20 protein-coding genes and 1 riboswitch are annotated in these 22,011 nt (G+C 63.5%); of the genes, 10 read left to right on the forward strand and 10 right to left on the reverse strand.

The window, feature by feature from the left end; genetic code table 11:
- Positions 1-46: 46 nt before the first annotated feature.
- From NTD82_RS19530 to ahcY, 4 genes are all read right to left on the reverse strand, one after another.
- Complete coding sequence (locus tag NTD82_RS19530; RefSeq protein ID WP_095155870.1) at positions 47-1,936, reverse strand: DEAD/DEAH box helicase; 1,890 nt, start codon at positions 1,934-1,936, stop codon at positions 47-49.
- Between the two features lie 222 nt (positions 1,937-2,158).
- Positions 2,159-2,944, reverse strand: coding sequence for a substrate-binding periplasmic protein (locus NTD82_RS19535; protein ID WP_262129866.1), 786 nt, complete (start codon positions 2,942-2,944; stop codon positions 2,159-2,161).
- A gap of 94 nt (positions 2,945-3,038) precedes the next feature.
- A complete protein-coding gene (gene metF / locus NTD82_RS19540) occupies positions 3,039-3,884 on the reverse strand; it encodes a methylenetetrahydrofolate reductase [NAD(P)H] (protein WP_095155872.1) in 846 nt (281 codons plus the stop codon).
- Positions 3,885-3,992: 108 nt separating this feature from the next.
- Positions 3,993-5,402 carry an adenosylhomocysteinase gene (gene ahcY, locus NTD82_RS19545; protein WP_095155873.1) on the reverse strand — a complete coding sequence of 470 codons (1,410 nt, stop codon included), beginning with the start codon at positions 5,400-5,402 and terminating at the stop codon, positions 3,993-3,995.
- Between the two features lie 21 nt (positions 5,403-5,423).
- A riboswitch (S-adenosyl-L-homocysteine riboswitch) is annotated at positions 5,424-5,526 on the reverse strand.
- A gap of 214 nt (positions 5,527-5,740) precedes the next feature.
- On the opposite strand from ahcY, the gene NTD82_RS19550 reads away from it, so the two are divergent.
- Complete coding sequence (locus NTD82_RS19550) at positions 5,741-6,142, forward strand: acyl-CoA thioesterase (RefSeq protein ID WP_095155874.1); 402 nt, start codon at positions 5,741-5,743, stop codon at positions 6,140-6,142.
- Positions 6,143-6,256: 114 nt separating this feature from the next.
- On the opposite strand, the gene NTD82_RS19555 is transcribed toward NTD82_RS19550, so the two are convergent.
- A complete protein-coding gene (locus tag NTD82_RS19555; RefSeq protein WP_095155875.1) occupies positions 6,257-7,498 on the reverse strand; it encodes a cation:proton antiporter in 1,242 nt (413 codons plus the stop codon).
- 193 nt (positions 7,499-7,691) lie between these two features.
- On the opposite strand from NTD82_RS19555, the gene NTD82_RS19560 reads away from it, so the two are divergent.
- Together NTD82_RS19560 and NTD82_RS19565 are read left to right on the forward strand one after the other, a co-directional pair.
- Complete coding sequence (locus tag NTD82_RS19560; protein ID WP_262129867.1) at positions 7,692-8,525, forward strand: DMT family transporter; 834 nt, start codon at positions 7,692-7,694, stop codon at positions 8,523-8,525.
- A gap of 36 nt (positions 8,526-8,561) precedes the next feature.
- A complete protein-coding gene (locus tag NTD82_RS19565; protein ID WP_262129868.1) occupies positions 8,562-8,948 on the forward strand; it encodes an MAPEG family protein in 387 nt (128 codons plus the stop codon).
- A 134-nt stretch (positions 8,949-9,082) separates the two neighbouring features.
- Here the strand turns inward: NTD82_RS19565 and NTD82_RS19570 are convergent, their stop codons facing one another.
- Entirely contained in the window at positions 9,083-10,240 is a 1,158-nt protein-coding gene (locus NTD82_RS19570; RefSeq protein WP_262129869.1) for a murein transglycosylase A, read from the reverse strand.
- A gap of 132 nt (positions 10,241-10,372) precedes the next feature.
- On the opposite strand from NTD82_RS19570, the gene NTD82_RS19575 reads away from it, so the two are divergent.
- Positions 10,373-10,822: a c-type cytochrome gene (locus NTD82_RS19575; protein WP_262129946.1), complete on the forward strand. Its 450-nt coding sequence runs from the start codon at positions 10,373-10,375 to the stop codon at positions 10,820-10,822.
- 60 nt (positions 10,823-10,882) lie between these two features.
- Here NTD82_RS19575 and NTD82_RS19580 read toward each other — a convergent pair whose 3' ends face one another.
- The 4 genes from NTD82_RS19580 to NTD82_RS19595 all read right to left on the reverse strand — a co-directional run bounded on the left by NTD82_RS19580 (position 10,883) and on the right by NTD82_RS19595 (position 15,400).
- Complete coding sequence (locus tag NTD82_RS19580; RefSeq protein WP_095155879.1) at positions 10,883-11,278, reverse strand: DUF1090 domain-containing protein; 396 nt, start codon at positions 11,276-11,278, stop codon at positions 10,883-10,885.
- A 55-nt stretch (positions 11,279-11,333) separates the two neighbouring features.
- The gene (ligB, locus tag NTD82_RS19585) at positions 11,334-13,007 is read right to left on the reverse strand and encodes an NAD-dependent DNA ligase LigB (RefSeq protein ID WP_262129870.1); all 1,674 of its coding nucleotides are present in this window, start codon (positions 13,005-13,007) and stop codon (positions 11,334-11,336) included.
- A 188-nt stretch (positions 13,008-13,195) separates the two neighbouring features.
- The gene (metK, locus tag NTD82_RS19590; RefSeq protein ID WP_095155881.1) at positions 13,196-14,386 is read right to left on the reverse strand and encodes a methionine adenosyltransferase; all 1,191 of its coding nucleotides are present in this window, start codon (positions 14,384-14,386) and stop codon (positions 13,196-13,198) included.
- An 18-nt stretch (positions 14,387-14,404) separates the two neighbouring features.
- Positions 14,405-15,400: an ArsR/SmtB family transcription factor gene (locus tag NTD82_RS19595; protein WP_095155882.1), complete on the reverse strand. Its 996-nt coding sequence runs from the start codon at positions 15,398-15,400 to the stop codon at positions 14,405-14,407.
- Between the two features lie 259 nt (positions 15,401-15,659).
- Here NTD82_RS19595 and tkt point away from each other — a divergent pair, with 259 nt between their 5' ends.
- The 6 genes from tkt (at position 15,660) to fba (ending at position 21,824) form a co-directional block, all read left to right on the forward strand.
- Positions 15,660-17,657 carry a transketolase gene (gene tkt, locus NTD82_RS19600; RefSeq protein WP_110973376.1) on the forward strand — a complete coding sequence of 666 codons (1,998 nt, stop codon included), beginning with the start codon at positions 15,660-15,662 and terminating at the stop codon, positions 17,655-17,657.
- A gap of 121 nt (positions 17,658-17,778) precedes the next feature.
- Positions 17,779-18,849, forward strand: coding sequence for an erythrose-4-phosphate dehydrogenase (gene epd / locus NTD82_RS19605; RefSeq protein WP_095155884.1), 1,071 nt, complete (start codon positions 17,779-17,781; stop codon positions 18,847-18,849).
- A 12-nt stretch (positions 18,850-18,861) separates the two neighbouring features.
- Positions 18,862-20,025, forward strand: a complete 1,164-nt coding sequence (locus tag NTD82_RS19610) for a phosphoglycerate kinase (protein WP_095155885.1) — start codon at positions 18,862-18,864, stop codon at positions 20,023-20,025.
- A 32-nt stretch (positions 20,026-20,057) separates the two neighbouring features.
- Positions 20,058-20,276, forward strand: coding sequence for a hypothetical protein (locus NTD82_RS19615; RefSeq protein WP_095155886.1), 219 nt, complete (start codon positions 20,058-20,060; stop codon positions 20,274-20,276).
- 50 nt (positions 20,277-20,326) lie between these two features.
- Complete coding sequence (locus NTD82_RS19620) at positions 20,327-20,659, forward strand: MliC family protein (protein WP_095155887.1); 333 nt, start codon at positions 20,327-20,329, stop codon at positions 20,657-20,659.
- Between the two features lie 100 nt (positions 20,660-20,759).
- Entirely contained in the window at positions 20,760-21,824 is a 1,065-nt protein-coding gene (gene fba / locus NTD82_RS19625) for a class II fructose-bisphosphate aldolase (RefSeq protein WP_095155888.1), read from the forward strand.
- Positions 21,825-22,011 lie beyond the last annotated feature (187 nt).

A 22,011-nucleotide genomic window follows, 5' to 3' on the forward strand; every position in this document is an offset into this window, starting at 1 on the left:
CAAAAACGCCGCCCCTTGGGGCGGCGTTTTCATTTACGGCGTTGACTCAGCGATTGCGGGTCAGCAGCGCCGGTTTCTCACCACGAGGACGGCTCGGCAGTTGCTCGAGCTGTTCGATCGACGGGAAACGGTCGACCTTCGATTCCTTGTGCATGATCTTCGGCTGCTGTTGCGGCTGCTCTTCACGTGGGCTGCGTACGGCCGGTTCCTGGCGATCTTCGCGGGCCGGGCGACGGTTGCGGTTGTTGCTGCCTTCGCGACGTGGCTGGCCATCACGGGCACCACCACCGGTGCGCGGACCACCACCACGTTTCTCGCCGCCAGCCGCTTTGTCGCCGCGTGGAGCGGCGCCATTGCTGCGGGGTGCATTGGCGCGTGGCTGGCCGCTACCTGCGGTGCCGGCGCTGGCGGGTGCGCCCGGACGACGGTTACGGCCCTGGCCGCCTTTGCCTTGGTAAGGGCTGACGTAGTCGGCGCGGTTACCGAAGTTGTCGACGTCGTCATCCAGGAAGACTTCCGGATCACGGTTTCCCGAGTTGGCTGTCGACGGTGCAGCAGCCTTGGCAGTCTGGGGCTGGCGTGGCTTCTGATCGCGTGGCTTGCGCTCTTGACGACCGCCAGCGGCTTTCTCGGCAGGCTTGTCACCGGCCGGTTTGTCCTTTTCCTTGCCTTTATCCTTGCCCTTGTCCTTGCGGCCCCCGGCATTGCTGCCGTCGGCGCGCTGACCACGGCGCTGGTTGTTCTGCGGGCGTGGCTCGCGGGTTTCCGGCTTCTCGGCCTCGACGGCGGAGAAATCGAAGCCCAGCAGGTCGCCATCCGGGATGCGCTGACGCGTGACGCGTTCGATGCTCTTGAGCAGCTTCTCTTCATCAGGCGCGACCAGCGAGATCGCTTCGCCGGAGCGTCCGGCACGGCCGGTACGGCCGATACGGTGAACGTAGTCTTCCTCGACGTTGGGCAGCTCGAAGTTGACCACGTGAGGCAACTGGTCGATGTCCAGGCCGCGGGCGGCGATGTCGGTTGCGACCAGGATCCGCACGGTGCCGGCCTTGAAGTCGGCCAGGGCTTTGGTGCGGGCGTTCTGGCTCTTGTTGCCGTGGATCGCGGCGGCGGTCAGGCCGTGCTTTTCCAGGTACTCGGCCAGGCGGTTGGCGCCGTGCTTGGTACGGGTGAACACCAGGACCTGTTCCCAGGCGCCAGCGGTGATCAGGTGAGCGAGCAGGGCGCGCTTGTGGCTGGACGGCAGGCGGTAGACGCGTTGTTCGATACGCTCGACGGTGGTGTTCGGCGGCGTGACCTCGATGCGCTCGGGGTTGTGCAGCAGCTTGTCGGCGAGGTCGGTGATGTCTTTGGAGAAGGTCGCCGAGAACAGCAGGTTCTGGCGCTTGGCCGGCAGGCGGGCAAGGACTTTCTTCACATCGTGGATGAAGCCCATGTCGAGCATGCGGTCGGCTTCGTCCAGCACCAGCGTTTCAACGTGGCTGAGGTCGACGCTGCCTTGGCCGGCGAGGTCGAGCAGGCGACCCGGGCAGGCCACCAGCACGTCAACACCGCGGGACATGGCCTGGACCTGCGGGTTCATGCCAACGCCGCCGAAGATGCAGGCGCTGACGAATTTCAGGTCACGGGCGTAGGTCTTGAAGCTGTCGTGGACCTGGGCGGCCAGTTCGCGGGTCGGGGTCAGGACCAGTACGCGCGGCTGGCGCGGGCCATGACGCTGGGACTTGTCCGGGTGACCACCGGGAAACAGACGCTCGAGGATCGGCAAGGCGAAACCGCCGGTTTTACCAGTACCTGTCTGCGCCGCAACCATCAGGTCGCGACCTTGCAACGCGGCGGGAATGGCCCGCTGTTGCACCGGAGTAGGCTGGGTGTAGCCCGCAGCCTCAATAGCGCGGACTAGAGCCTCGGAGAGACCGAGGGAAGCAAAGGACATGAGAAATCCTGTTCTATTGGGGGCTGGGCCCTATGGGATGATCTTGCCTGGCGCGAGGGGCATCGAGGGATGCTGTCGCGTCCGGTCCTGCAGGGTCTTCAATGCGCATCCGGGAGCGGTGAGCGGGCTTTGGGCCTCGCTGTTTTACCGGTCGGGATGCCTTTTGTAAGGCCGAGCGTCCGGGCGTAAGCCTGGCGGGAAGGCCGGAGTATAACAGAGCAATCAGGGAGTGCTGCGTTCCTGCTGCTCAACGGTTTTTGTAATGCCCGCCGTGACATGGCCGTAGCGCGCATGCAGCTCGGCGTAGGCGGGCTCCTGCTTGAAGCGCCGAAGCTCCGCGGCGAAGCGCTGGGCCAGCAGGTCCATGCCGGCGTTGCGGCGTACCGCGAGGTACTGGCGCTGGCGGTCGATGACCAGCGGCAACTCGCTGACGTGCTGTTCCAGGCCCAGTTGGGCAAGCACATGGCGCCCGACGCGGCGGTCGGTGATCACCAGGTCGATGCGTCCGCGTTGCAGCTTGCCGAAGTTGGCTTCCTGGGTCGGTGCGGCTTCGCGGCGAAACAGCGGCGATTCCAGAAACGCCTTGCCGTAGTCATAGCCGGCGGAGGTGCCGACGGTGAGGTCGCGCAGGTCGTCGAGGCTGTTGACCGCATGCGGCCGGTCGTTGGCCTGGAACAGCACGAATTCGACTTCCGACAGCGGTTCGTTGGGGTAGAACAGCTGGCTACTGCGTTGCGCGTTCTGAAAAATATCCAGCACGCCGTCGGCCAGACCCTGGTCGACCATCAGCATGCAGCGCCGCCACGGCATGAATTGCCAGTCCACCTCGACACCCAGGCGCTTGAACACTTCGGCGGTGACTTCGTAGTCGATGCCCTTGGGCTGGCCGTTTTCCTCGTAGGCATAGGGCGCCCACGGATCCGTGACGATACGCAGCCGCTCGGCATGGGCCAGCAGGCTCATGCAGCTCAGTAGCAGGACGGTCAGCAGGCGGGCGAGATAGGGCATGGTGGCTGTATACGGGATGCATCGCGCGAAAGCGAGTGCAGAAAGCCTGGAGTGGCGATGGCGCCGGAATTTACGGACACCATCGCCGGATCGATCAACGCGGCAGCTTGAGATTGTTCCAGATCGCCAGGCTCGGTTCGGCCTGGTTCAGCGTGTAGAAGTGCAGACCCGGTGCGCCGCCTTGCAGCAGTTGTTCGCACATGCGGCTGATGACTTCTTCACCGAACGACTGGATGCTCTTGGCGTCGTCGCCGTAGGCTTCCAGTTGCTTGCGGATCCAGCGTGGCAGCTCGGCGCCGCAGGCGTCGGAGAACCGGGCCAGCTTGCTGTAATTGGTGATCGGCATGATCCCTGGTACGACCGGGATCTTCACGCCCAGTTTTTCCACGCGCTCGACGAAGTAGAAGTAGCTGTCGGCGTTGAAGAAATACTGGGTGATGGCGCTGTCGGCGCCGGCGTTGGCTTTGCGCACGAAGTTGATCAGATCGTCTTCGAAGCTGCGTGCCTGCGGATGCATCTCCGGGTAGGCGGCCACTTCGATGTGGAAATGATCACCGCTTTCCTGGCGGATGAACTCGACCAGGTCGTTGGCGTAGCGCAGTTCACCGCTGGCCATGCCCATGCCCGAAGGCAGGTCGCCGCGCAGGGCGACGATGCGCTTGATGCCGGCGTCCTTGTACTGGACGAGCAGGTTGCGCAGCTCTTCCTTGCTGTCACCGACACAGGACAGGTGCGGTGCGGCCGGGACCTTCACTTCGTTTTCCAGTTGCAGCACGGTATTCAGGGTGCGGTCGCGTGTCGATCCGCCGGCCCCGTAGGTGCAGGAAAAGAAATCCGGGTTGTAGCTGGCCAGCGTGCGAGCGGTGGCGAGCAGTTTTTCATGTCCAGCGTCGGTCTTGGTCGGGAAGAACTCGAAGCTGTAACGGCGTTCCTGAGTCATTTGAATTTCCTTCAGCCGCAAGCCTCAAGCTGCGAGCTGCAGTGTCAGGCAAGAGCGGCGCAAGGCCGTCGTTGCCTGAAACGTGCAGCTCGTAGCTTGTAGCTGCTGTTAGTAGCGGTAGGCGTGTGGCTTGAATGGACCTTCAACGGACACGCCGATGTACTCGGCCTGTTTCGGGGTCAGTTGGGTGATCACGCCGCCGAAGCCGCGAACCATTTCCAGGGCCACTTCTTCGTCGAGTTTCTTCGGCAGGACTTCAACCGTCAGGCGCTCGGCTTTCTGAGCAGCGTTCAGGTCGGCGAACTTCTGGTCGAACAGGAAGATCTGTGCCAGGACCTGGTTGGCGAACGAGCCGTCCATGATCCGGCTTGGGTGACCAGTGGCGTTGCCCAGGTTCACCAGACGGCCTTCGGCCAGCAGGATCAGGTAGTCATCGTTCTGCGGATCGAAGTCGCCATTGCCGGTACGGTGGATCTTGTGGACCTGCGGCTTGACCTCTTCCCATGCCCAGTTCTTGCGCATGAAAGCGGTGTCGATTTCGTTGTCGAAGTGACCGATGTTGCAGACCACGGCGCGCTTCTTCAGGGCTTTGAGCATGTTGGCGTCGCAGACGTTGACGTTACCGGTGGTGGTGACGATCAGGTCGATCTTGCCCAGCAGGGCCGCGTCGATGCTGGCTTCGGTGCCGTCGTTGATGCCGTCGATGAACGGCGAAACCAGTTCGAAACCGTCCATGCAGGCTTGCATGGCGCAGATCGGGTCGACTTCGGTGACCTTGACGATCATGCCTTCCTGACGCAGCGACTGGGCCGAGCCCTTGCCCACGTCACCGTAGCCGATCACCAGGGCTTGCTTGCCCGACAGCAGGTGGTCGGTGCCGCGCTTGATGGCATCGTTCAGGCTGTGACGGCAGCCGTACTTGTTGTCGTTCTTGCTCTTGGTGACCGAGTCGTTGACGTTGATTGCCGGGATTTTCAGCTCGCCCTTGGCCAGCATGTCCAGCAGGCGGTGTACGCCGGTGGTAGTTTCTTCGGTGACGCCGTGGATCTTGTCCAGCATCGCCGGGTATTTCTTGTGCAGGATTTCGGTCAGGTCGCCGCCGTCGTCGAGGATCATGTTGGCGTCCCATGGCTGACCGTCCTTGAGGATGGTCTGCTCGATGCACCACTCGTATTCCTGCTCGGTTTCACCTTTCCAGGCGAACACCGGGATACCGGCGGCGGCGATGGCGGCAGCGGCCTGGTCCTGGGTCGAGAAGATGTTGCAGGACGACCAGCGCACTTCGGCACCCAGGGCAACCAGGGTTTCGATCAGCACGGCGGTCTGGATGGTCATGTGGATGCAGCCGAGGATTTTCGCGCCCTTGAGTGGCTGCTCTTCCTGGTACTTGCGGCGCAGGCCCATCAGCGCAGGCATTTCCGACTCGGCGATGATGGTTTCGCGACGGCCCCAGGCGGCCAGGGAGATGTCGGCGACTTTGAAATCGTTAAAACCTGCAGGCGTGTTTACAGCGCTCATGAAGAGCCTCCATTCGTAGTGTGCGAATGGGCGCCGTTGTGCGTTAAGGGTCCGCGATACAGCGTGCGGACAACGCCCCGACCGAGCCTGACAGGGTCAACCTGCTGCAGCGCCCCTCGGTCGGGTGGCGGGAGCGACGGTCGCGGGGGACCATCGCCGAAAAACGCGGGGATTATAGCCGGGCTTTCGCGCGCGCCCAAGGGCCAAAGCGTCGCGTGCGACCGACGACTGGCGGATGGTCGTATGCCGGCGATGGTTTGCGTTCAAAGAATGGGGCTACCATGTAGTGGCAGGGCCTCGGTGGCCCTGCTTCACATGCCAGGCCGGTAGGAGCACGCATGAATTTTCACACCCGCAAATGGGTAAAACCCGAAGACCTCAACCCCAATGGCACCTTGTTCGGCGGCAGCTTGCTGCGCTGGATCGACGAAGAGGCGGCGATCTACGCGATCGTCCAGCTGGGCAACCAGCGCGTGGTGACCAAGTACATCTCCGAAATCAACTTCGTCAGCGCCTCGCGCCAGGGTGACATCATCGAACTGGGCATCACCGCCACCGAGTTCGGGCGCACCTCGATCACCCTCAAGTGCGAAGTCCGCAACAAGATCACCCGCAAGGCGGTGCTTACCGTCGAGCGCATGGTGTTCGTCAACCTGGGCGATGACGGCTTGCCGGCAGCGCATGGACGGACCGAGATCAAGTACATCGAGGACCAGTTCCCGGACAGCGCCGTTGAGTGATTGACTCTTGGGCATCGCGACGGTTCGGCGCCCCGACGAGCTCGCTTCTACAGAATGCGCAATCAACTGTAGGAGCGAGCTTGCTCGCGATGGCCTGCCAAGCAGGCCTGGACGTCAGGTCGCCGGGTGTTCGCTGACGCCCCGCACCACCCGCCCGACCGTCAACCCCTGCACCAGGATCGACGACAGCACCACGATGTAGGTGATCGACAGCAGCAGGTCACGCTCATCGCCCATTGGCAGCGACAGTGCCAGGGCCACCGACACCCCGCCACGCAAACCACCCCAGGTCAGTACCCGCACGGTGCCTTTCGGCACGCTGCGCCAGCGCCGCAGCAGGACAATGGCCGGGGCCACGGTCAGCAGGCGTGACAGCAGCACCGCCACCGCCAGCACGCTGCCGGCCGCCAGGTGCATCCAGTTGAAGGGCAGCAGCAACAGTTCCAGGCCGATCAGGGCGAACAGCAGGGCGTTGAGCATGTCGTCGATCAGTTCCCAGAAACCGTCCATGTAGCGCCGGGTCATGTCGTTCATGGCCAGGTTGCGGCCCATGTTGCCGATGATCAGACCGGCCACCACCATGGCGATCGGCGCCGAGACGTGTAGCTCGTAGCACATCGCCGAGCCGCCGATGACCAGCGCCAGGGTCAGCATCACCTCGACCTGGTACTGCTCGATGCTCTTGATCATGCGGTAGGTGAAGTAGCCGATGATGCCGCCGAAGACCACGCCGCCAATCGCTTCACGAACGAACAGCATCGCGGTTTCCGAGACGCTCGGGGTTTCGCCGAGCTGGACGATGCCCAACAGCACGGTAAACACCACGACCGCGGTGCCGTCGTTGAACAGCGATTCACCAACGATGGTGGTTTTCAGCGGTTTCGAGGCATTGGCGGTACGCAGCGCGCCGAGCACGGCAATCGGGTCGGTGGGCGAGATCAGGGCGCCGAACAGCAGGCAGTAGATCAGGCTGACGTTCCAGCCGAACAAGGCGAACACCCAGTGCGCGAGAAAGCCGATCACGGTTGTGGCGATCAGTACGCCGAGGGTTGCCAGCAGGCCGATCGGCCAGCGGTAGCTTCGCAGGTCGGCCAGGTTGACGTGCAAGGCGCCGGCGAACAGCAGGAACGACAGCATCCAGTGCATCAACAGGTCGTTGAAGTCGATCTGGTTCATCAGGCCTTCGACGCGTTCTTCCAGACCCGGGTAACCGACCAGGCTCAGGGCCTGGAGCATCAGGGAGAACAGCAGGGCGGTGACCATGACGCCGATGGCGGGCGGCAGGCCGATAAAGCGGTAATTCACATAAGTGAGGAGGGTGGTAAGGCAGATAAACGCGGCAACTAACTCAAGCATCCTAGGTCCTGTATTGGCTTCCAAGTCGGTGCCCGAACGAGGCGGGCAAAGACTTTGATAGCCTTTTGACCGTTTCGGGACACAGTTTTTTTCAATGTCGCCATTGACAGCGCGCTGGCTGTTTTGTTGCCGCTGGTTGAAACTTCGCCGTCCGGTTACGGACCCTGTCCGCAGATGGCGAAGGAATCGAGACGTGGTAGCAACTTCACTGGTGCTGGTCGCGGCACTGCTGCATGCAACCTGGAATACCCTGATCAAATTCAGCGGCGAGCGCCTTCTGGTGATCGCCAGCATGGATACCGTAGCCCTAGTGTTTGCGCTGGTGATGGTCGGTTTCGTCCAGTTGCCACCGGCGGACATCTGGCCGTGGTTGCTGGCGTCGGCGGGGTTCGAGCTGGTTTACCGGATCCTGCTGATCAAGGCGTATCGAGTGGGTGACCTCGGCCTGGTCTATCCGTTGATGCGCGGCTTGTCGCCGTTGGTGGTGCTGGCGCTGACGCTGGTGTTCGCCGGCGAAGACCTGAGCAGCCAGCAGATCATCGGCATCCTGCTGATCCCGTGTGGCATGGCCTGCCTGCTCTGGCGCGGGGGCGGCGGCGATCGCCTGCCGTGGTCGATGCTGCCGGTGGTGGCGTTGATCGGCCTGTGCATCGGCTGCTACACCTGGCTCGACGGCCAGGCGATCCGGCGCTGGTCGCAACCGCTGGATTATCTGGTGTGGCTGACGCTGGCCTGCTCCCTGCCATTTCCGCTGCTGGCGAGCGTGTCGCGGCGCGCGCCGTTCGTGCTGTTCTGGCGCACCCAGTGGAAGCTCGGCCTGGCGGTGGGTGTCTGCGTATTGCTCAGCTACGCTCTGGTGCTCTGGGCGATGCACCTCGGGTCGGTGGCCGAAGCGGCGGCGCTGCGCGAGGTCAGTGTGATCCTGGTGGTGCTGCTGGGCATGCGCTACCTCAAAGAACCTTTCGGTGGGCCCAGGCTCTTAGCGTGTGCGCTGGTGCTGATCGGCATGCTGGTGATGAAGCTCTGAGCCGGCGCGAACTTCGATTTTGACAAGGACTGAACCATGACTGTCGCCTTCTGGTGTGTATTGATCGCCCTGTGCCTGCCGTACCTGTGTACGAGCGTCGCCAAGTTCGGCAGCGGGCGTTTCAACCTGCGCCACAACCATGATCCACGGGCCTTCCTCGACAACCTCGAAGGCTGGCCGCGCCGTGCGCACGCGGCGCAGATGAACAGCTTCGAGATCCTGCCGGCGTTCATCGCGGCGGTGCTGATCGCCGACGTTGTCGGCAATGCCGAGCAGGTGACCCAGGATGTGCTGGCGGTGCTGTTCATCACCAGCCGCCTGCTTTACATCATCTGCTACCTGGCGGACTGGGCGGCGCTGCGGTCGGTGGTGTGGTTTGTCGGGGTGGGGCTGATCATCAGTTTCTTTGTGGTTTCAGCCTGATTGGCGGTGTTCTTTTGGGCGCGAGCTTGTCGGGGCGCAGAACCGTCGCGAAGGAGCGCATAGCGCTCCCATTTCTGCGGCCGCTGCGCGCCCGTTCGCGAGCAAGCTCGATTCCACAGAACCTGTGAGCCTGCTTACTTGGCCTCGGTCTGCGGCACCGCCGGCAAGGCCATCCCCTTCGGCCACAGCAACCAGATCTGCCCCTGCTGCTTCATGTCCCCCGCCAGCTTGCCGGCCGCTTCGCCCGTTCCCCAGAACAGGTCCGCGCGCACTTCACCGGCGATTGCGCCGCCCGTGTCCTGCGCCGCCACCGGACGTACCACCGGGCTGCCGTCGGGACGGGTGGTGGACAGCCAGAGCAGGCTGCCCAGCGGGATCACCTTGCGGTCAATCGCCACGCTATAGCCTGCGGTCAGCGGTACGTTAAGCGAACCGCGCGGGCCTTCATTGCTGTCCGGACGGGTGCTGAAGAACACGTAGCTGGGGTTGCTCGCCAGCAATTCCGGCACCCGCGTCGGGTTGGCCTGGGCCCAGGCGTGGATGGCGCCCATGGTCACGTCTTCTTTGTTCAATTGACCCTGCTCAACCAGCCAGCGGCCCACCGGACGATAAGGATGGCCGTTCTGGTCGGCGTAGCCCAGACGCAGTTGCCGGCCGTTATCGAGCTGGACGCGGCCCGAGCCCTGGATCTGCAGGAACTGCAGGTCCATCGGGTCGGTCAGCCAGGCCACCACCGGCGCGTTGACGCCCTGGCGCTGGATCACTTCGGCAGTGTCGTAGGGCTTGAGGGTGCGGCCTTCGAGGCGGCCCCGCAGGCGCTTGCCCTTGAGTTCGGGATAGACGCTGTCCAGCGCCACCACGATCAGGTCGTCGGGGATGCCGTATACCGGCACGTTGGCGCGCTCGGTGCGGGTTTCGCTGCCGGGATAGACCGGCTCGTAGTAGCCGGTGATCAGGCCGCTGGCGTTGTTTTCCGCCGAGCGCAGGCTGTAGACCTCCAACTGATTACCGAGGAAGTCGCGGATCTGCCGGGCATCCGCCGGGACGTTGGCCGCTGCGGCGCAGGTCGGGCCCCAGGCCGGGTCGTTCTTGAGGCGCTGGCAGGCGCTGCGCCAGGCTTCGAAGCCGGCCACCAGATCGGCTTCGGCGACGCTCGGCAGGTCTTGCCAGGTGGCGTGGGTGTAGGTGGCGACCGGGTGCGGTTTGGATTTTTCCGGGGCGCCGCCGTTGCAGCCGGCGAGCAGGGCGAACAGGGAGAGGGTCCAGCCGAGGCGGCGCAGGGGAATATTCATGCGGGTATTTCCTTTGCGGGTCGTGCGGGGCGCGAGGGCCTCTGCACAACCCGTAGTTTTCTTGGGGGTATTGGTCTTTGCCGGTGAGGCGAGGATACTGGCCGCCTTTTTTACCGTGAGCCGTTGATGACCATGATGCTCAAGCGTTGTTCCGTTGTACTCCTGGCCTGCCTGACCCTGACCGCCTGTGGCGGGGTCGATCCGAATTCGCCGCTGGGCCAGCGCAAGGCCATCTTCAAGCAGATGCTCAAGACCAGCGAAGACATGGGCGGCATGCTGCGCGGGCGGGTGAACTTCGACGGACAGAAATTCGCCGATGGCGCGGTCAAGCTCGACGGGCTGTCCCGTGAGCCGTGGAAACATTTTCCGCAGGTCAAGGAAACGGATGATACCAGCGCCCGGGCGGATGTCTGGGAGAAGCAGGCGCGGTTCGAGGAACTGGCGCGGCAACTCGAGGCGACGACGGCCGAGCTTGTGACCGTCACCCGGGTTCAGCCGTTGCAGGCCGCGCAGTTGCAGGCGCCGATGGACAAGGTCGAGGCGGCTTGCAAGGCGTGTCATACCGAGTTCAGGAATCACTGAGAAACAGTGATCGCGACGGTTCGGCGGGTGCCGAACCGTCGCGATGTCTGAAAACCCGCCTTACTTCTCCAGTTCCTGCAGCGCGTTCTGCAGTTCCTTATTGGCTTCGGCCAGTTTGTCCTTGCGCTTGTTGATTTTCTCCGAGTCGCCTTTCTTCATGGCCTTGTCCAGGTCTTTCGTGCGCTGGGAGACTTCGTGGCGGGCGTCGAGAACTTTCTTTTCGCGCTCTTTGCGCAGGCCGGCGTCGGTGCAGTTGGCCTTCACTTCGCTCAGGGCCTTTTCCAGCCCGGCTTGCTGCTCGGCGTTGCCGTGGCTGCGGGCCTGTTCGATCTGGACGCTGATGGCCTGCTGCTTGGCGGCGCATCCGGTCAGGCCCGGCTGTTCTTCGGCGGCCAGCACAGGGGCCGCGAGTACAGCGCAGAGGGTGAACAGGGCAAGCGGGGAAATCGATTTCATAAAAGCTCCGTCGTCGGGCAAGCAGAACCCGTGATGCTGCCCTGATCCACGGGATTTAGAAACCCTCGATTGCATGTTCGGCCAGACGAACGGCGAGCTTCCTGACCTGCGGATCGTTGAAGAACGCCACTAGTTGCCCCGCGCGCAGCGGCCCGATACCCGGCTCCTGTTGCCATTGCGCGGCGCTGCGTGAGGCCAGTACCGCCCAGGAATCGCCCAGGTTAGTTTGTTTCGGCGCCGGCACCCCCAGCGCCCTGGCCCAGCGGTTGAATGGCTGGGCGCGTGCCTGGCCAAAGGCGGTATGCAACTGCTGGCTGCTGCGTTCGGCGATGCCGTTGATGCTCAGCAGGTCGTCCGGCTGCAGGTCGAGCCAGTCGGCAAGGCTGTTCAGCCGACCGGCGTCGAGCAGTTTGTTCCAGGTGCCGGGGCCGACGCCTGGCATGTTCAGCCCCCGTTTGCCCGCCAGCCAGGTCAGGCGTTCGAGAAACTGCTCGCGGCAGCCGATGTCTGGCTGCCAGCAACTGAGCGGGTGGTAGGTATCCAGCGCAGGCGGTGTCACGTTGTTGTGCCGGGGGCCGCGCTCGGTGACCGCTTCGATCCGCGGGATGGTCAGCCCGGCGAGGCTGAGGGTGATCTGGTCGCCGGGCTGGATATCCAGTTGCTGCCAGCGTTGCAGCGAACCGGCGCTGACCTGGCGCACCAGGCGGTCGTCGAGGCGCACCGGTTCGAGCTGGATGACCGGGGTGATGCGGCCGGTTCGGCCAACCCGGAAGTGCACGTCCCGCACATCGGCGACGGCCTGGGCGAACGGGTATTTCCACGCCGCGCTCCAGTGCGACGCCCGCGGCTGCCAGCGTTCCGCCGGCGGTTGCCGAGCCTGATGCAGCACCACTCCGTCGCTGGCGAATGGCAGGGGCGAGCGATACCAGTGCTGGCGCCAGCGCACGGCGTCTTCGAGGCGGTTGACCGGCTGGCTGTAGGTTTCGCTGTTGCGCAGGCCAAGGGCGGTGAGCCGGGCGAGGCGTTCACGGGGATCTTGCGGGCCATCGGGCCAGGCCCAGATGAACAGGCCCAGGTTGCGCCCGTCTTCGGCGCTGACCTGATGCCGAGCCAGCAGGCCGGCGACCCGGCTGCGGGCGTTGAGGCTGCCGGCGCTGGCCTGGACATGGCCGTCCAGGCGCCAGAACAGCTCGCCTTGCAGGGTCAGGTCGCTGGCTTCGTCGAGGTTGCGCAGGGCAGGGTCGAGGACGGGGATATGCCGGCTCCAGTCATGACCGGTGCTGCCATCGCCGCGGCTGATCAGTTGCACCAGTGTGCCGCCCTGATAGATCAGCGTCGCCGCCACGCCATCGACCTTGGGCTGGACCCACACGTCTTGCCGGCCTTTGAGCCAGGCCGCGACGGCGTTCTCGTCCGCCAGCTTGTCGAGGCCGGTGTGCGCCACCGGATGGCGGATCGGGCCGGCCGCGCTGGCCAGCGGGTTGGCGGTGTTGATATCGGTGCCGGGGAAACAGCCTTGCAGACGGTGCAGGCGTGCGCGGTGCTGGTCGTACAGTTCGTCGCTGACCAGCGAGACACCGAGGCGGTGGTAGTGGTCGTCCCAGATGGCCAGGCGGTCCCGTAGTTCAGTGAGCTGGCGGGTCGCAACGCTGCCGGTCCAGTCGGGACAGGCCTGGGCGAAGGCCGGGACGGAAAGGAAAAACAACAGCAGGGCGGTGATCAACGGCATGACGAGCGTCCTTGCTCGGCGGAATGGAAATCACAGCCTAGGAATAGAGTGCCCAAGGTGTTTGGCCCGGTGTGTCAGGCCATGTTTCTACGCCGCGAAACTGCTTGAAAGCGGCGCGGCGATGCAACGCTCGGACACAAAAAAGCCCCGGCCAGTAACCCGACCGGGGCTCTTTCAACGCTGGGGGATTACAGGCCGGCGGCGGCGCGCAGGGCGTCAACGCGGTCAGTCAGTTCCCAGGTGAAGGTGGTGAAGGTGTCGTCGCCGACAGTCTTCTGCTGCGGGGTACGGCCGAAGTGACCGTAGGCAGCGGTTTCCTGATACATCGGGTGCAGCAGGTCGAGCATGGTGGTGATTGCGTACGGACGCAGGTCGAAGCACTCGCGCACCAGGTTGATGATCTTGTCGTCGGAGATCTTGCCGGTGCCGAAGGTGTTCAGCGAGATCGAGGTCGGCTGGGCCACGCCGATGGCGTAGGAGACCTGGATTTCGCAACGCTCGGCCAGGCCGGCGGCCACGATGTTCTTGGCGACGTAACGACCGGCGTACGCGGCGGAACGGTCAACCTTGGATGGATCCTTGCCGGAGAACGCGCCGCCGCCGTGACGGGCCATGCCGCCGTAGCTGTCGACGATGATCTTGCGGCCGGTCAGACCGCAGTCGCCTACCGGGCCACCGATGATGAACTGGCCGGTCGGGTTGATGTGGAACTGGGTGTCCTTGTGCAGCAGTTCGGCAGGCAGGGTTTGCTTGACGATCAGCTCCATCACGGCTTCTTTCAGGTCTTTCTGCGAAACCTCGGGGTTGTGCTGGGTGGACAGCACGACCGCGTCGATACCGACAACCTTGCCGCCTTCATAGCGGCAGGTGACCTGGGATTTGGCATCCGGACGCAGCCACGGCAGCAGGCCGGACTTGCGCGCTTCGGCCTGGCGCTCGACCAGACGGTGCGAGAAGCAGATCGGTGCTGGCATCAGCACGTCGGTTTCGTTGCTGGCGTAGCCGAACATCAGGCCCTGGTCGCCGGCGCCCTGGTCTTCCGGCCTGCTGCGGTCAACGCCCTGGGCGATGTCCACGGACTGCTTGCCGATGATGTTCATGACGGCGCAGGTCGCGCCATCGAAGCCGACGTCGGAGCTGTTGTAGCCGATGTCGACGATGACTTTACGCACGATGTCTTCGAGGTCGACCCAGGCCGAAGTGGTCACTTCGCCAGCGATGATCGCCACGCCGGTTTTCACCAGGGTTTCGCACGCCACGCGGGCGAATTTGTCTTGCGCGATGATGGCGTCCAGCACCGCGTCCGAAATCTGGTCGGCGATTTTGTCCGGATGCCCTTCAGATACGGACTCGGAGGTGAAAAGGGAGTATTCGCTCATCTCGACGGGTTCCTAAATTTACCGGTGGTGAGTGTTGCCAGTCGGCCGCTGAAAATGGCGGACCTGGATCTGGAAACCATTACGTAAGCCCACATAGAGGCTGTCTCCGGGAGCCAGTCCCGCAGCGCACGCCCAACGAAGCAGGTCGTCCTGTTCAAAGCCCAGCCAGAGATCGCCGCAGGCTTCGCGGGCCCAACTCTGGTCGTGGCTGCATAACTCTGTAACCAACAGGCTGCCGCCTGGTTTGACGCGTTCGGCCAGTTGTTCCAGGGCCGCGGCCGGATCGCTGAAGTGGTGCAGGACCATGTTCAGCACGACGCAATCGGCCTGGACCTCGGTGGTATTGAGGGCATCGGCCAGTTGCAGGTTTACGTTAGCCAGCCGTTCGCGCTGGCAGACCTGGCGGGCCAGGTCGAGCATGGTCGGGCTGTTGTCCAGTGCGGTGACCTGGGCGAAGCGCCGGGCCAGCTCGGGAAGAAACTCGCCGTCGCCGGGGCCGACTTCCAGGGCGCTCGCGCCGGGCTCGAAGCTGAGCTTGTCGAGCAGCGTCAGCAGGCTTTCGCGGTACTGCGCCAGGCCTGCGATCAGGTCTTGCTGGGCACGGAATTTCTCTTCCACGCGCAGGAAGAAGTCCTGGCTGGTGGCCGCGCGCCGTTGCTGGACCTGGCCGATACGCGCCTGCATGTCTTCCGCCAGCGGCAGCCCGTCGACTTCTTCGAGCAGGGCGGCGTGCAGCTTGCCGCCCAGGCTCAGGCCGTCGGGCAGGGCGCGGCGATAGAAGATCGCGTTGCCTTCGCGGCGGGTCGCCACCAGTTCGGCCTGGGCCAGCACCTTGAGGTGGTGGCTCATGCCGGACTGGCCAATGGCGAAGATCTGCGCCAGTTCCAGCACGCCGAACGAATCGCTGGCCAGCACGCGCAACACGTTCAGGCGCAGCGGGTCGCCGCCCGACTTGCACAGGGCAGCCAGGCGGTCGCTTTGCCGAGAATCCGGAACGGGTACGCGAATATTCATGGGGCGGCAGTCTAGTCAGGCCAAACCCGCGTCGCAAGACCAATATCAAAAAGTTTTGATATTGGTCGATGGGCGGAGCTAAAACTGTCGGCGGGGCAGGCTTTTTCGGCTGTTTCGTTGGTCTGGCCACGGAATCACCGCGCAAACGCAGGAAAATCGTTCCAGTTCGACCATCCGTCATTGCCCCCGGGCATGCGCCTGGGCGAAAATGGCCGCCTTTTTTCCGTTCGTTCTTTATTCAAGCCCCAGGAGACAAGCGATGCCCAGCCGTCGTGAGCGTGCCAACGCCATTCGTGCCCTCAGCATGGATGCCGTGCAAAAAGCCAACAGCGGCCATCCCGGTGCCCCCATGGGCATGGCGGATATCGCCGAGGTTCTTTGGCGTGACTTTTTGAAGCACAACCCGAGCAACCCGAATTTCGCTGACCGTGACCGCTTCGTGCTGTCCAACGGTCACGGCTCGATGCTGATCTATTCGCTGCTGCACCTGACCGGCTACGACCTGTCCATCGATGACTTGAAGAGCTTCCGCCAACTGCACAGCCGCACCCCGGGCCACCCGGAGTTCGGCTACACCCCTGGCGTCGAGACCACCACCGGTCCGTTGGGCCAGGGCCTGGCCAACGCCGTGGGCTTCGCCCTCGCCGAGAAAGTGCTGGGCGCCCAGTTCAACCGTGCTGGCCATAACGTCGTCGATCACAACACCTATGTGTTCCTCGGCGATGGCTGCATGATGGAAGGCATTTCCCACGAAGTCGCTTCCCTGGCCGGTACCTTGGGCCTGGGCAAGCTGGTCGCCTTCTACGACGACAACGGCATCTCCATCGACGGTGAAGTCGAAGGCTGGTTCACCGACGACACGCCGAAGCGTTTCGAGTCCTACAACTGGCAGGTAATCCGCAACGTCAACGGCCACGATGCCGACGAAATCAAGACCGCCATCGAGACCGCCCGCAAGAGCGAGCAGCCGACCCTGATCTGCTGCAAGACCATCATCGGTTTCGGTTCGCCGAACAAGCAGGGCAAGGAAGATTGCCACGGTGCCCCACTGGGCAACGACGAAATCGCCCTGGCCCGCAAGGAACTGAACTGGAACTACGGTCCGTTCGAAGTGCCTGCCGAGATTTATGCCGAGTGGAACGCCAAGGAAGCCGGTGCCGCCGCCGAAGCCGAGTGGAACAAGCGCTTCGACGCTTACGCCGCCGCCTTCCCTGAGTTGGCCAGCGAACTGAAGCGTCGTCTGAACGGCGACCTACCGGCCGACTTCGCAGAGAAATCCGCCGCCTACATCGCCGAAGTTGCCGCCAAAGGCGAAACCATCGCCAGCCGCAAGGCCAGCCAGAACACCCTGAACGCTTTCGGCCCGCTGCTGCCGGAACTGCTCGGCGGCTCGGCCGACCTGGCCGGTTCCAACCTGACCCTGTGGAAAGGTTGCAAGGGCGTCAGCCATGAAGATGCCAACGGCAACTACATGTACTACGGCGTGCGCGAATTCGGCATGACCGCAATCATGAACGGCGTCGCCCTGCACGGCGGCCTGGTGCCTTACGGCGCGACCTTCCTGATGTTCATGGAATACGCCCGTAACGCGGTGCGCATGTCCGCCCTGATGAAGCAGCGCGTGATCCACGTCTACACCCACGACTCCATCGGTCTGGGCGAAGACGGCCCGACTCACCAGCCGATCGAGCAACTGAGCAGCCTGCGCAGCACGCCGAACCTGGACACCTGGCGCCCGGCTGACGCCGTCGAATCGGCGGTGTCCTGGAAGCACGCCCTGGAGCGCAAGGACGGTCCTTCGGCGCTGATCTTCTCGCGCCAGAACCTGCAGCATCAGGACCGCGACGCCCAGCAGATCGCCGATATCGCCCGTGGCGGTTACGTGCTCAAGGACTGCGCCGGCGAGCCTGAGCTGATCCTGATCGCCACCGGTTCCGAAGTGGGCCTGGCCGTTCAGGCGTACGACAAGCTGACCGAACAGGGCCGCAAGGTCCGCGTCGTGTCGATGCCGAGCACCAGCGTGTTCGACGCCCAGGACGCTGGCTACAAGCAGTCGGTACTGCCGCTGGAAGTCGGTGCGCGCATCGCCATCGAAGCTGCCCACGCGGACTTCTGGTACAAGTACGTCGGCCTGGAAGGTCGCATCATCGGCATGACCACTTACGGTGAATCGGCTCCGGCCAGCGCACTGTTCGAAGAGTTCGGCTTCACCCTGGAAAACATCCTGGGTACTGCCGAAGAGCTGCTGGAAGACTGATGTAAGGATCTGCGGATCGATGACAAGCCCGCCCCCGCATTTGCAGGGGCGGGCTTGTCACCGAATGCGACAACGCAAAAAACCGCCGATTGCCGATAACGATCTGTTCCGTGAGCCCCCAATGTCTCAACCGCGTCCCTATAAAGTTGCACTCAACGGTTACGGCCGTATCGGTCGTTGCGTCCTGCGCGCACTCGTCGAACGGGGCGCGAAGGCGGGCTTCGAGATCGTTGCGCTGAATGACCTGGCCGACCAGGCCAGCCTGGAATACCTGACACGCTTCGACTCCACCCACGGGCGTTTCCCCGGCGAGGTGAAGGTCGACGGCGACTGTCTGCATATCAATGGCGACTGCGTGAAAGTACTGCGCAGTGCCACACCCGAGGGCATCGACTGGGCGGCGCTGGACGTCGACCTGGTACTGGAATGCTCCGGGGCCTACAACACCCGCGCCGATGGCCAGCGCTTCCTTGATGCGGGCGCACCGCGGGTGCTGTTTTCCCAGCCGATGGCCAGCGAGCAGGACGTCGATGCCACCGTGGTCTACGGCATCAACCAGGACTGCCTGACCGGCGACGAGTTGCTGGTGTCCAACGCCTCCTGCACCACCAACTGCGGCGTGCCGCTGCTGCGGGTGCTGGATCAGGCGTTCGGCATCGACTACGTGTCGATCACCACCATCCACTCGGCGATGAACGACCAGCCCGTCATCGACGCCTATCACCACGAAGACCTGCGCCGCACCCGTTCGGCGTTCCAGTCGGTGATTCCGGTGTCCACCGGCCTGGCCCGGGGTATCGAGCGACTGCTCCCGGAACTTGTCGGGAGAATTCAGGCCAAAGCCGTGCGTGTACCGACGGTGAACGTGTCGTGCCTGGACATCACCCTGCAGACCACCCGCGACACCACGGCCGCCGAGGTCAACCAGGTGCTGCGGGACGCGGCCCTGAGCGGACCGCTGCAGGGGCTGCTGGCGTATACCGAGCTGCCCCACGCCAGTTGTGATTTCAACCATGACCCGCATTCGGCCATCGTCGATGCCAGCCAGACCCGTGTTTCCGGCCCTCGCCTGGTGAACCTGCTGGCCTGGTTCGACAACGAATGGGGGTTCGCCAACCGTATGCTCGACGTCGCCGATCATTTTCTGCGCGTCGTGGACCACACCACCCGCACCACTCGCAAACAGCCCTGAAGGACTGCATTCATGACCGTTTTGAAGATGACCGACCTCGATCTGCAAGGTAAGCGCGTACTGATCCGCGAAGACCTCAACGTCCCTGTGAAGGACGGTGTGGTTGCCAGCGATGCGCGCATCCTTGCTTCGCTGCCGACCATCAAGCTGGCCCTGGAGAAGGGCGCGGCGGTGATGGTCTGCTCGCACCTGGGTCGTCCGACCGAAGGCGAGTTCTCGGCCGAGAACAGCCTCAAGCCGGTTGCCGACTACCTGAGCAAGGCCCTGGGCCGCGACGTTCCGCTCGTCGCCGACTACCTGGACGGTGTCGAGGTGAAGGCCGGTGACATCGTGCTGTTCGAGAACGTGCGCTTCAACAAGGGCGAGAAAAAGAACGCCGACGAGCTGGCGCAGAAGTACGCCGCGCTGTGCGACGTGTTCGTCATGGATGCTTTCGGCACCGCTCACCGTGCTGAAGGTTCGACGCATGGTGTCGCCAAGTTCGCCAAGGTCGCCGCTGCCGGCCCGCTGCTGGCCGCCGAGCTGGACGCTTTGGGCAAGGCCCTGAAAGCGCCGGCCAAGCCGATGGCCGCCATCGTTGCCGGCTCCAAGGTGTCCACCAAGCTGGACGTGCTGAACAGCCTGAGCCAGATCTGCGACCTGCTGATCGTCGGTGGCGGCATCGCCAACACCTTCCTCGCCGCGGCCGGTCACAAGGTCGGCAAATCGCTGTACGAGCCTGATCTGGTCGAGACCGCCAAGGCCATCGCCGCCAAGGTCAACGTGCCGCTGCCAGTCGACGTGGTGGTTGCCAAGGCCTTCGCCGAAGACGCCGAAGCCACCGTCAAATCGGTTGCCGACGTTGCTGACGACGACATGATCCTGGACATCGGTCCGAAAACCGCCGAGCAATTCGCCGAGCTGCTGAAGTCGTCGAAAACCGTGCTGTGGAACGGCCCGGTCGGCGTGTTCGAGTTCGACCAGTTCGGTAACGGCACCAAGACCCTGGCCAAAGCGATCGCGCAAAGCAGCGCCTTCTCCATCGCCGGTGGTGGCGACACCCTGGCGGCCATCGACAAATATGGCGTCGCGGCTGATATCTCCTACATTTCTACCGGTGGCGGTGCGTTCCTCGAATTCGTCGAGGGCAAGGTCCTGCCGGCGGTCGAGGTTCTGGAACAGCGGGCCAAGGCCTGAGTCGCCCGGTGCCTGGCAAAGGGAGCGAACGGATGATCAAGCGCTTGTCCTTGATGGTCATGAGCGTCGTGCTGAGCGCCTGCTCCAGCACGCCTGACTCCGCTCCCGATCGGCCCGCCGCGGAAAAGGGTGGCTGCTACCAGTCCGAATGGCAGGCGGAGACCGCGCCGGTCATCAATAAACGGCTCGGTCCCGATGGCCTGGAAAAATACGACGACGAACATCAGCGCCGGGCCAAGGGATGCCCTTGATCGGCTCGCGACAACCTGTCGCCAGGTTTGTGGTCTGCTGGAGGAAGTGGATGAAAGGTGTTCTGGCCTTGACGGCCCTGGCAACACTCGCAGGATGCGCCAGCTTCACGCCCGCACCAGCGGCGGCCCCGGCCGACAACTGGACCCGCTGGGTCTGCGACAGCAAGGCCGAAGTGCTCTGGCGTGCGGCAGGCGCCGGCAATCAGGAGATGGACGTACGCCTTGGCGGCGGCGATCAGGTCTACCGGCTCAAACCCGAGCCGTCCGGATCCGGAGCGCTGTACAGCGATGGCGTGCTGGCCTTGCACACCAAGGGCGATGAGGGCCTGGTGTACTGGGTTGCGACCAACGATTTGATAGGGCGGGGCTGCAAGGCACCGTGACTGGCCGGGCCGGCTGATACTGGCCCACACAACTTGAACAGCAACCGCCGCTGCGGCAGGTTTGCACGAAAAACGACGCTTGTCGGGAGAGAGATACACAATGGCACTCATTAGCATGCGCCAGATGCTGGACCACGCCGCCGAGTTCGGTTACGGCGTTCCAGCTTTCAACGTCAACAACCTGGAACAGATGCGCGCCATCATGGAAGCCGCTGACAAGACCGACTCTCCGGTGATTGTCCAGGCCTCGGCCGGTGCCCGCAAATACGCCGGCGCGCCGTTCCTGCGCCACCTGATCCTGGCGGCGATCGAAGAATTCCCGCACATCCCGGTGTGCATGCACCAGGACCACGGCACCAGTCCTGACGTCTGCCAGCGCTCGATCCAGCTGGGCTTCAGCTCGGTGATGATGGACGGCTCGCTGAAAGCCGACGGCAAGACCCCGTCCGACTACGAATACAACGTCCGCGTCACCCAGCAGACCGTGGCATTCGCCCACGCCTGCGGCGTTTCCGTGGAAGGTGAGCTGGGTTGCCTGGGCAGCCTGGAAACCGGTCAGGCCGGTGAAGAAGATGGCGTCGGCGCCGAAGGCATCCTGGATCACAGCCAGATGCTGACCGATCCGGAAGAAGCCGCTGACTTCGTCAAGAAAACCCAGGTCGATGCCCTGGCCATCGCCATCGGCACCAGCCACGGCGCCTACAAGTTCACCAAGCCGCCTACCGGCGACATCCTGGCGATCGACCGCATCAAGGAAATCCACAAGCGCATCCCTAACACTCACCTGGTGATGCACGGTTCGTCCTCGGTTCCACAGGACTGGCTGGCGATCATCAACGAGTTCGGTGGTGACATCAAAGAAACCTACGGCGTGCCGGTCGAAGAAATCGTCGAAGGCATCAAGTACGGCGTGCGCAAGGTAAACATCGACACCGACCTGCGTCTGGCCTCCACCGGCGCGATCCGTCGCTTCCTGGCGCAGAACCCGGCCGAGTTCGACCCGCGCAAATACTTCGCCAAGACTGTCGAAGCCATGCGCGACATCTGCATCGATCGCTACGAAGCCTTCGGCACCGCGGGCAACGCCTCGAAGATCAAGCCGATCTCCCTGGACGATATGTTCCTGCGTTACGCCAAAGGCGAGCTGGCCGCGAAGGTCAACTGATACGCGCGCAAAGCAAAAAAACCCGCAGCGATGCGGGTTTTTTTATGCCTGTTGATCACCCAGGAAGACCGTTAGTCGGCGAACTATCGTTAAAACACCTGTTGGCCAGTTGCCAGCTTTAGATTTGGAAAACTCGGGTCTAGAGTCAAACGCGCAGATTTCATCCGAAAGATGACGTAGTTGCCAA

Source organism: Pseudomonas sp. 5P_5.1_Bac1 (assembly GCF_025466015.1).
Classification (GTDB): Bacteria; Pseudomonadota; Gammaproteobacteria; order Pseudomonadales; family Pseudomonadaceae; genus Aquipseudomonas.

Bases quoted from the DNA above. Each gene is read 5' to 3' on its own strand.
- NTD82_RS19615 (WP_095155886.1), top strand. From the start codon at position 20,058: ATGATCAAGCGCTTGTCCTTGATGGTCATGAGCGTCGTGCTGAGCGCC.
- NTD82_RS19555 (WP_095155875.1), bottom strand. From the start codon at position 7,498: ATGCTTGAGTTAGTTGCCGCGTTTATCTGCCTTACCACCCTCCTCACT.
- NTD82_RS19535 (WP_262129866.1), bottom strand. From the start codon at position 2,944: ATGCCCTATCTCGCCCGCCTGCTGACCGTCCTGCTACTGAGCTGCATG.
- ahcY (WP_095155873.1), bottom strand. From the start codon at position 5,402: ATGAGCGCTGTAAACACGCCTGCAGGTTTTAACGATTTCAAAGTCGCC.
- NTD82_RS19620 (WP_095155887.1), top strand. From the start codon at position 20,327: ATGAAAGGTGTTCTGGCCTTGACGGCCCTGGCAACACTCGCAGGATGC.
- NTD82_RS19595 (WP_095155882.1), bottom strand. From the start codon at position 15,400: ATGAATATTCGCGTACCCGTTCCGGATTCTCGGCAAAGCGACCGCCTG.
- NTD82_RS19530 (WP_095155870.1), bottom strand. From the start codon at position 1,936: ATGTCCTTTGCTTCCCTCGGTCTCTCCGAGGCTCTAGTCCGCGCTATT.
- fba (WP_095155888.1), top strand. From the start codon at position 20,760: ATGGCACTCATTAGCATGCGCCAGATGCTGGACCACGCCGCCGAGTTC.
- NTD82_RS19550 (WP_095155874.1), top strand. From the start codon at position 5,741: ATGAATTTTCACACCCGCAAATGGGTAAAACCCGAAGACCTCAACCCC.
- tkt (WP_110973376.1), top strand. From the start codon at position 15,660: ATGCCCAGCCGTCGTGAGCGTGCCAACGCCATTCGTGCCCTCAGCATG.
- NTD82_RS19580 (WP_095155879.1), bottom strand. From the start codon at position 11,278: ATGAAATCGATTTCCCCGCTTGCCCTGTTCACCCTCTGCGCTGTACTC.
- metF (WP_095155872.1), bottom strand. From the start codon at position 3,884: ATGACTCAGGAACGCCGTTACAGCTTCGAGTTCTTCCCGACCAAGACC.
- NTD82_RS19565 (WP_262129868.1), top strand. From the start codon at position 8,562: ATGACTGTCGCCTTCTGGTGTGTATTGATCGCCCTGTGCCTGCCGTAC.
- NTD82_RS19570 (WP_262129869.1), bottom strand. From the start codon at position 10,240: ATGAATATTCCCCTGCGCCGCCTCGGCTGGACCCTCTCCCTGTTCGCC.
- NTD82_RS19610 (WP_095155885.1), top strand. From the start codon at position 18,862: ATGACCGTTTTGAAGATGACCGACCTCGATCTGCAAGGTAAGCGCGTA.
- metK (WP_095155881.1), bottom strand. From the start codon at position 14,386: ATGAGCGAATACTCCCTTTTCACCTCCGAGTCCGTATCTGAAGGGCAT.
- epd (WP_095155884.1), top strand. From the start codon at position 17,779: ATGTCTCAACCGCGTCCCTATAAAGTTGCACTCAACGGTTACGGCCGT.
- ligB (WP_262129870.1), bottom strand. From the start codon at position 13,007: ATGCCGTTGATCACCGCCCTGCTGTTGTTTTTCCTTTCCGTCCCGGCC.
- NTD82_RS19575 (WP_262129946.1), top strand. From the start codon at position 10,373: ATGATGCTCAAGCGTTGTTCCGTTGTACTCCTGGCCTGCCTGACCCTG.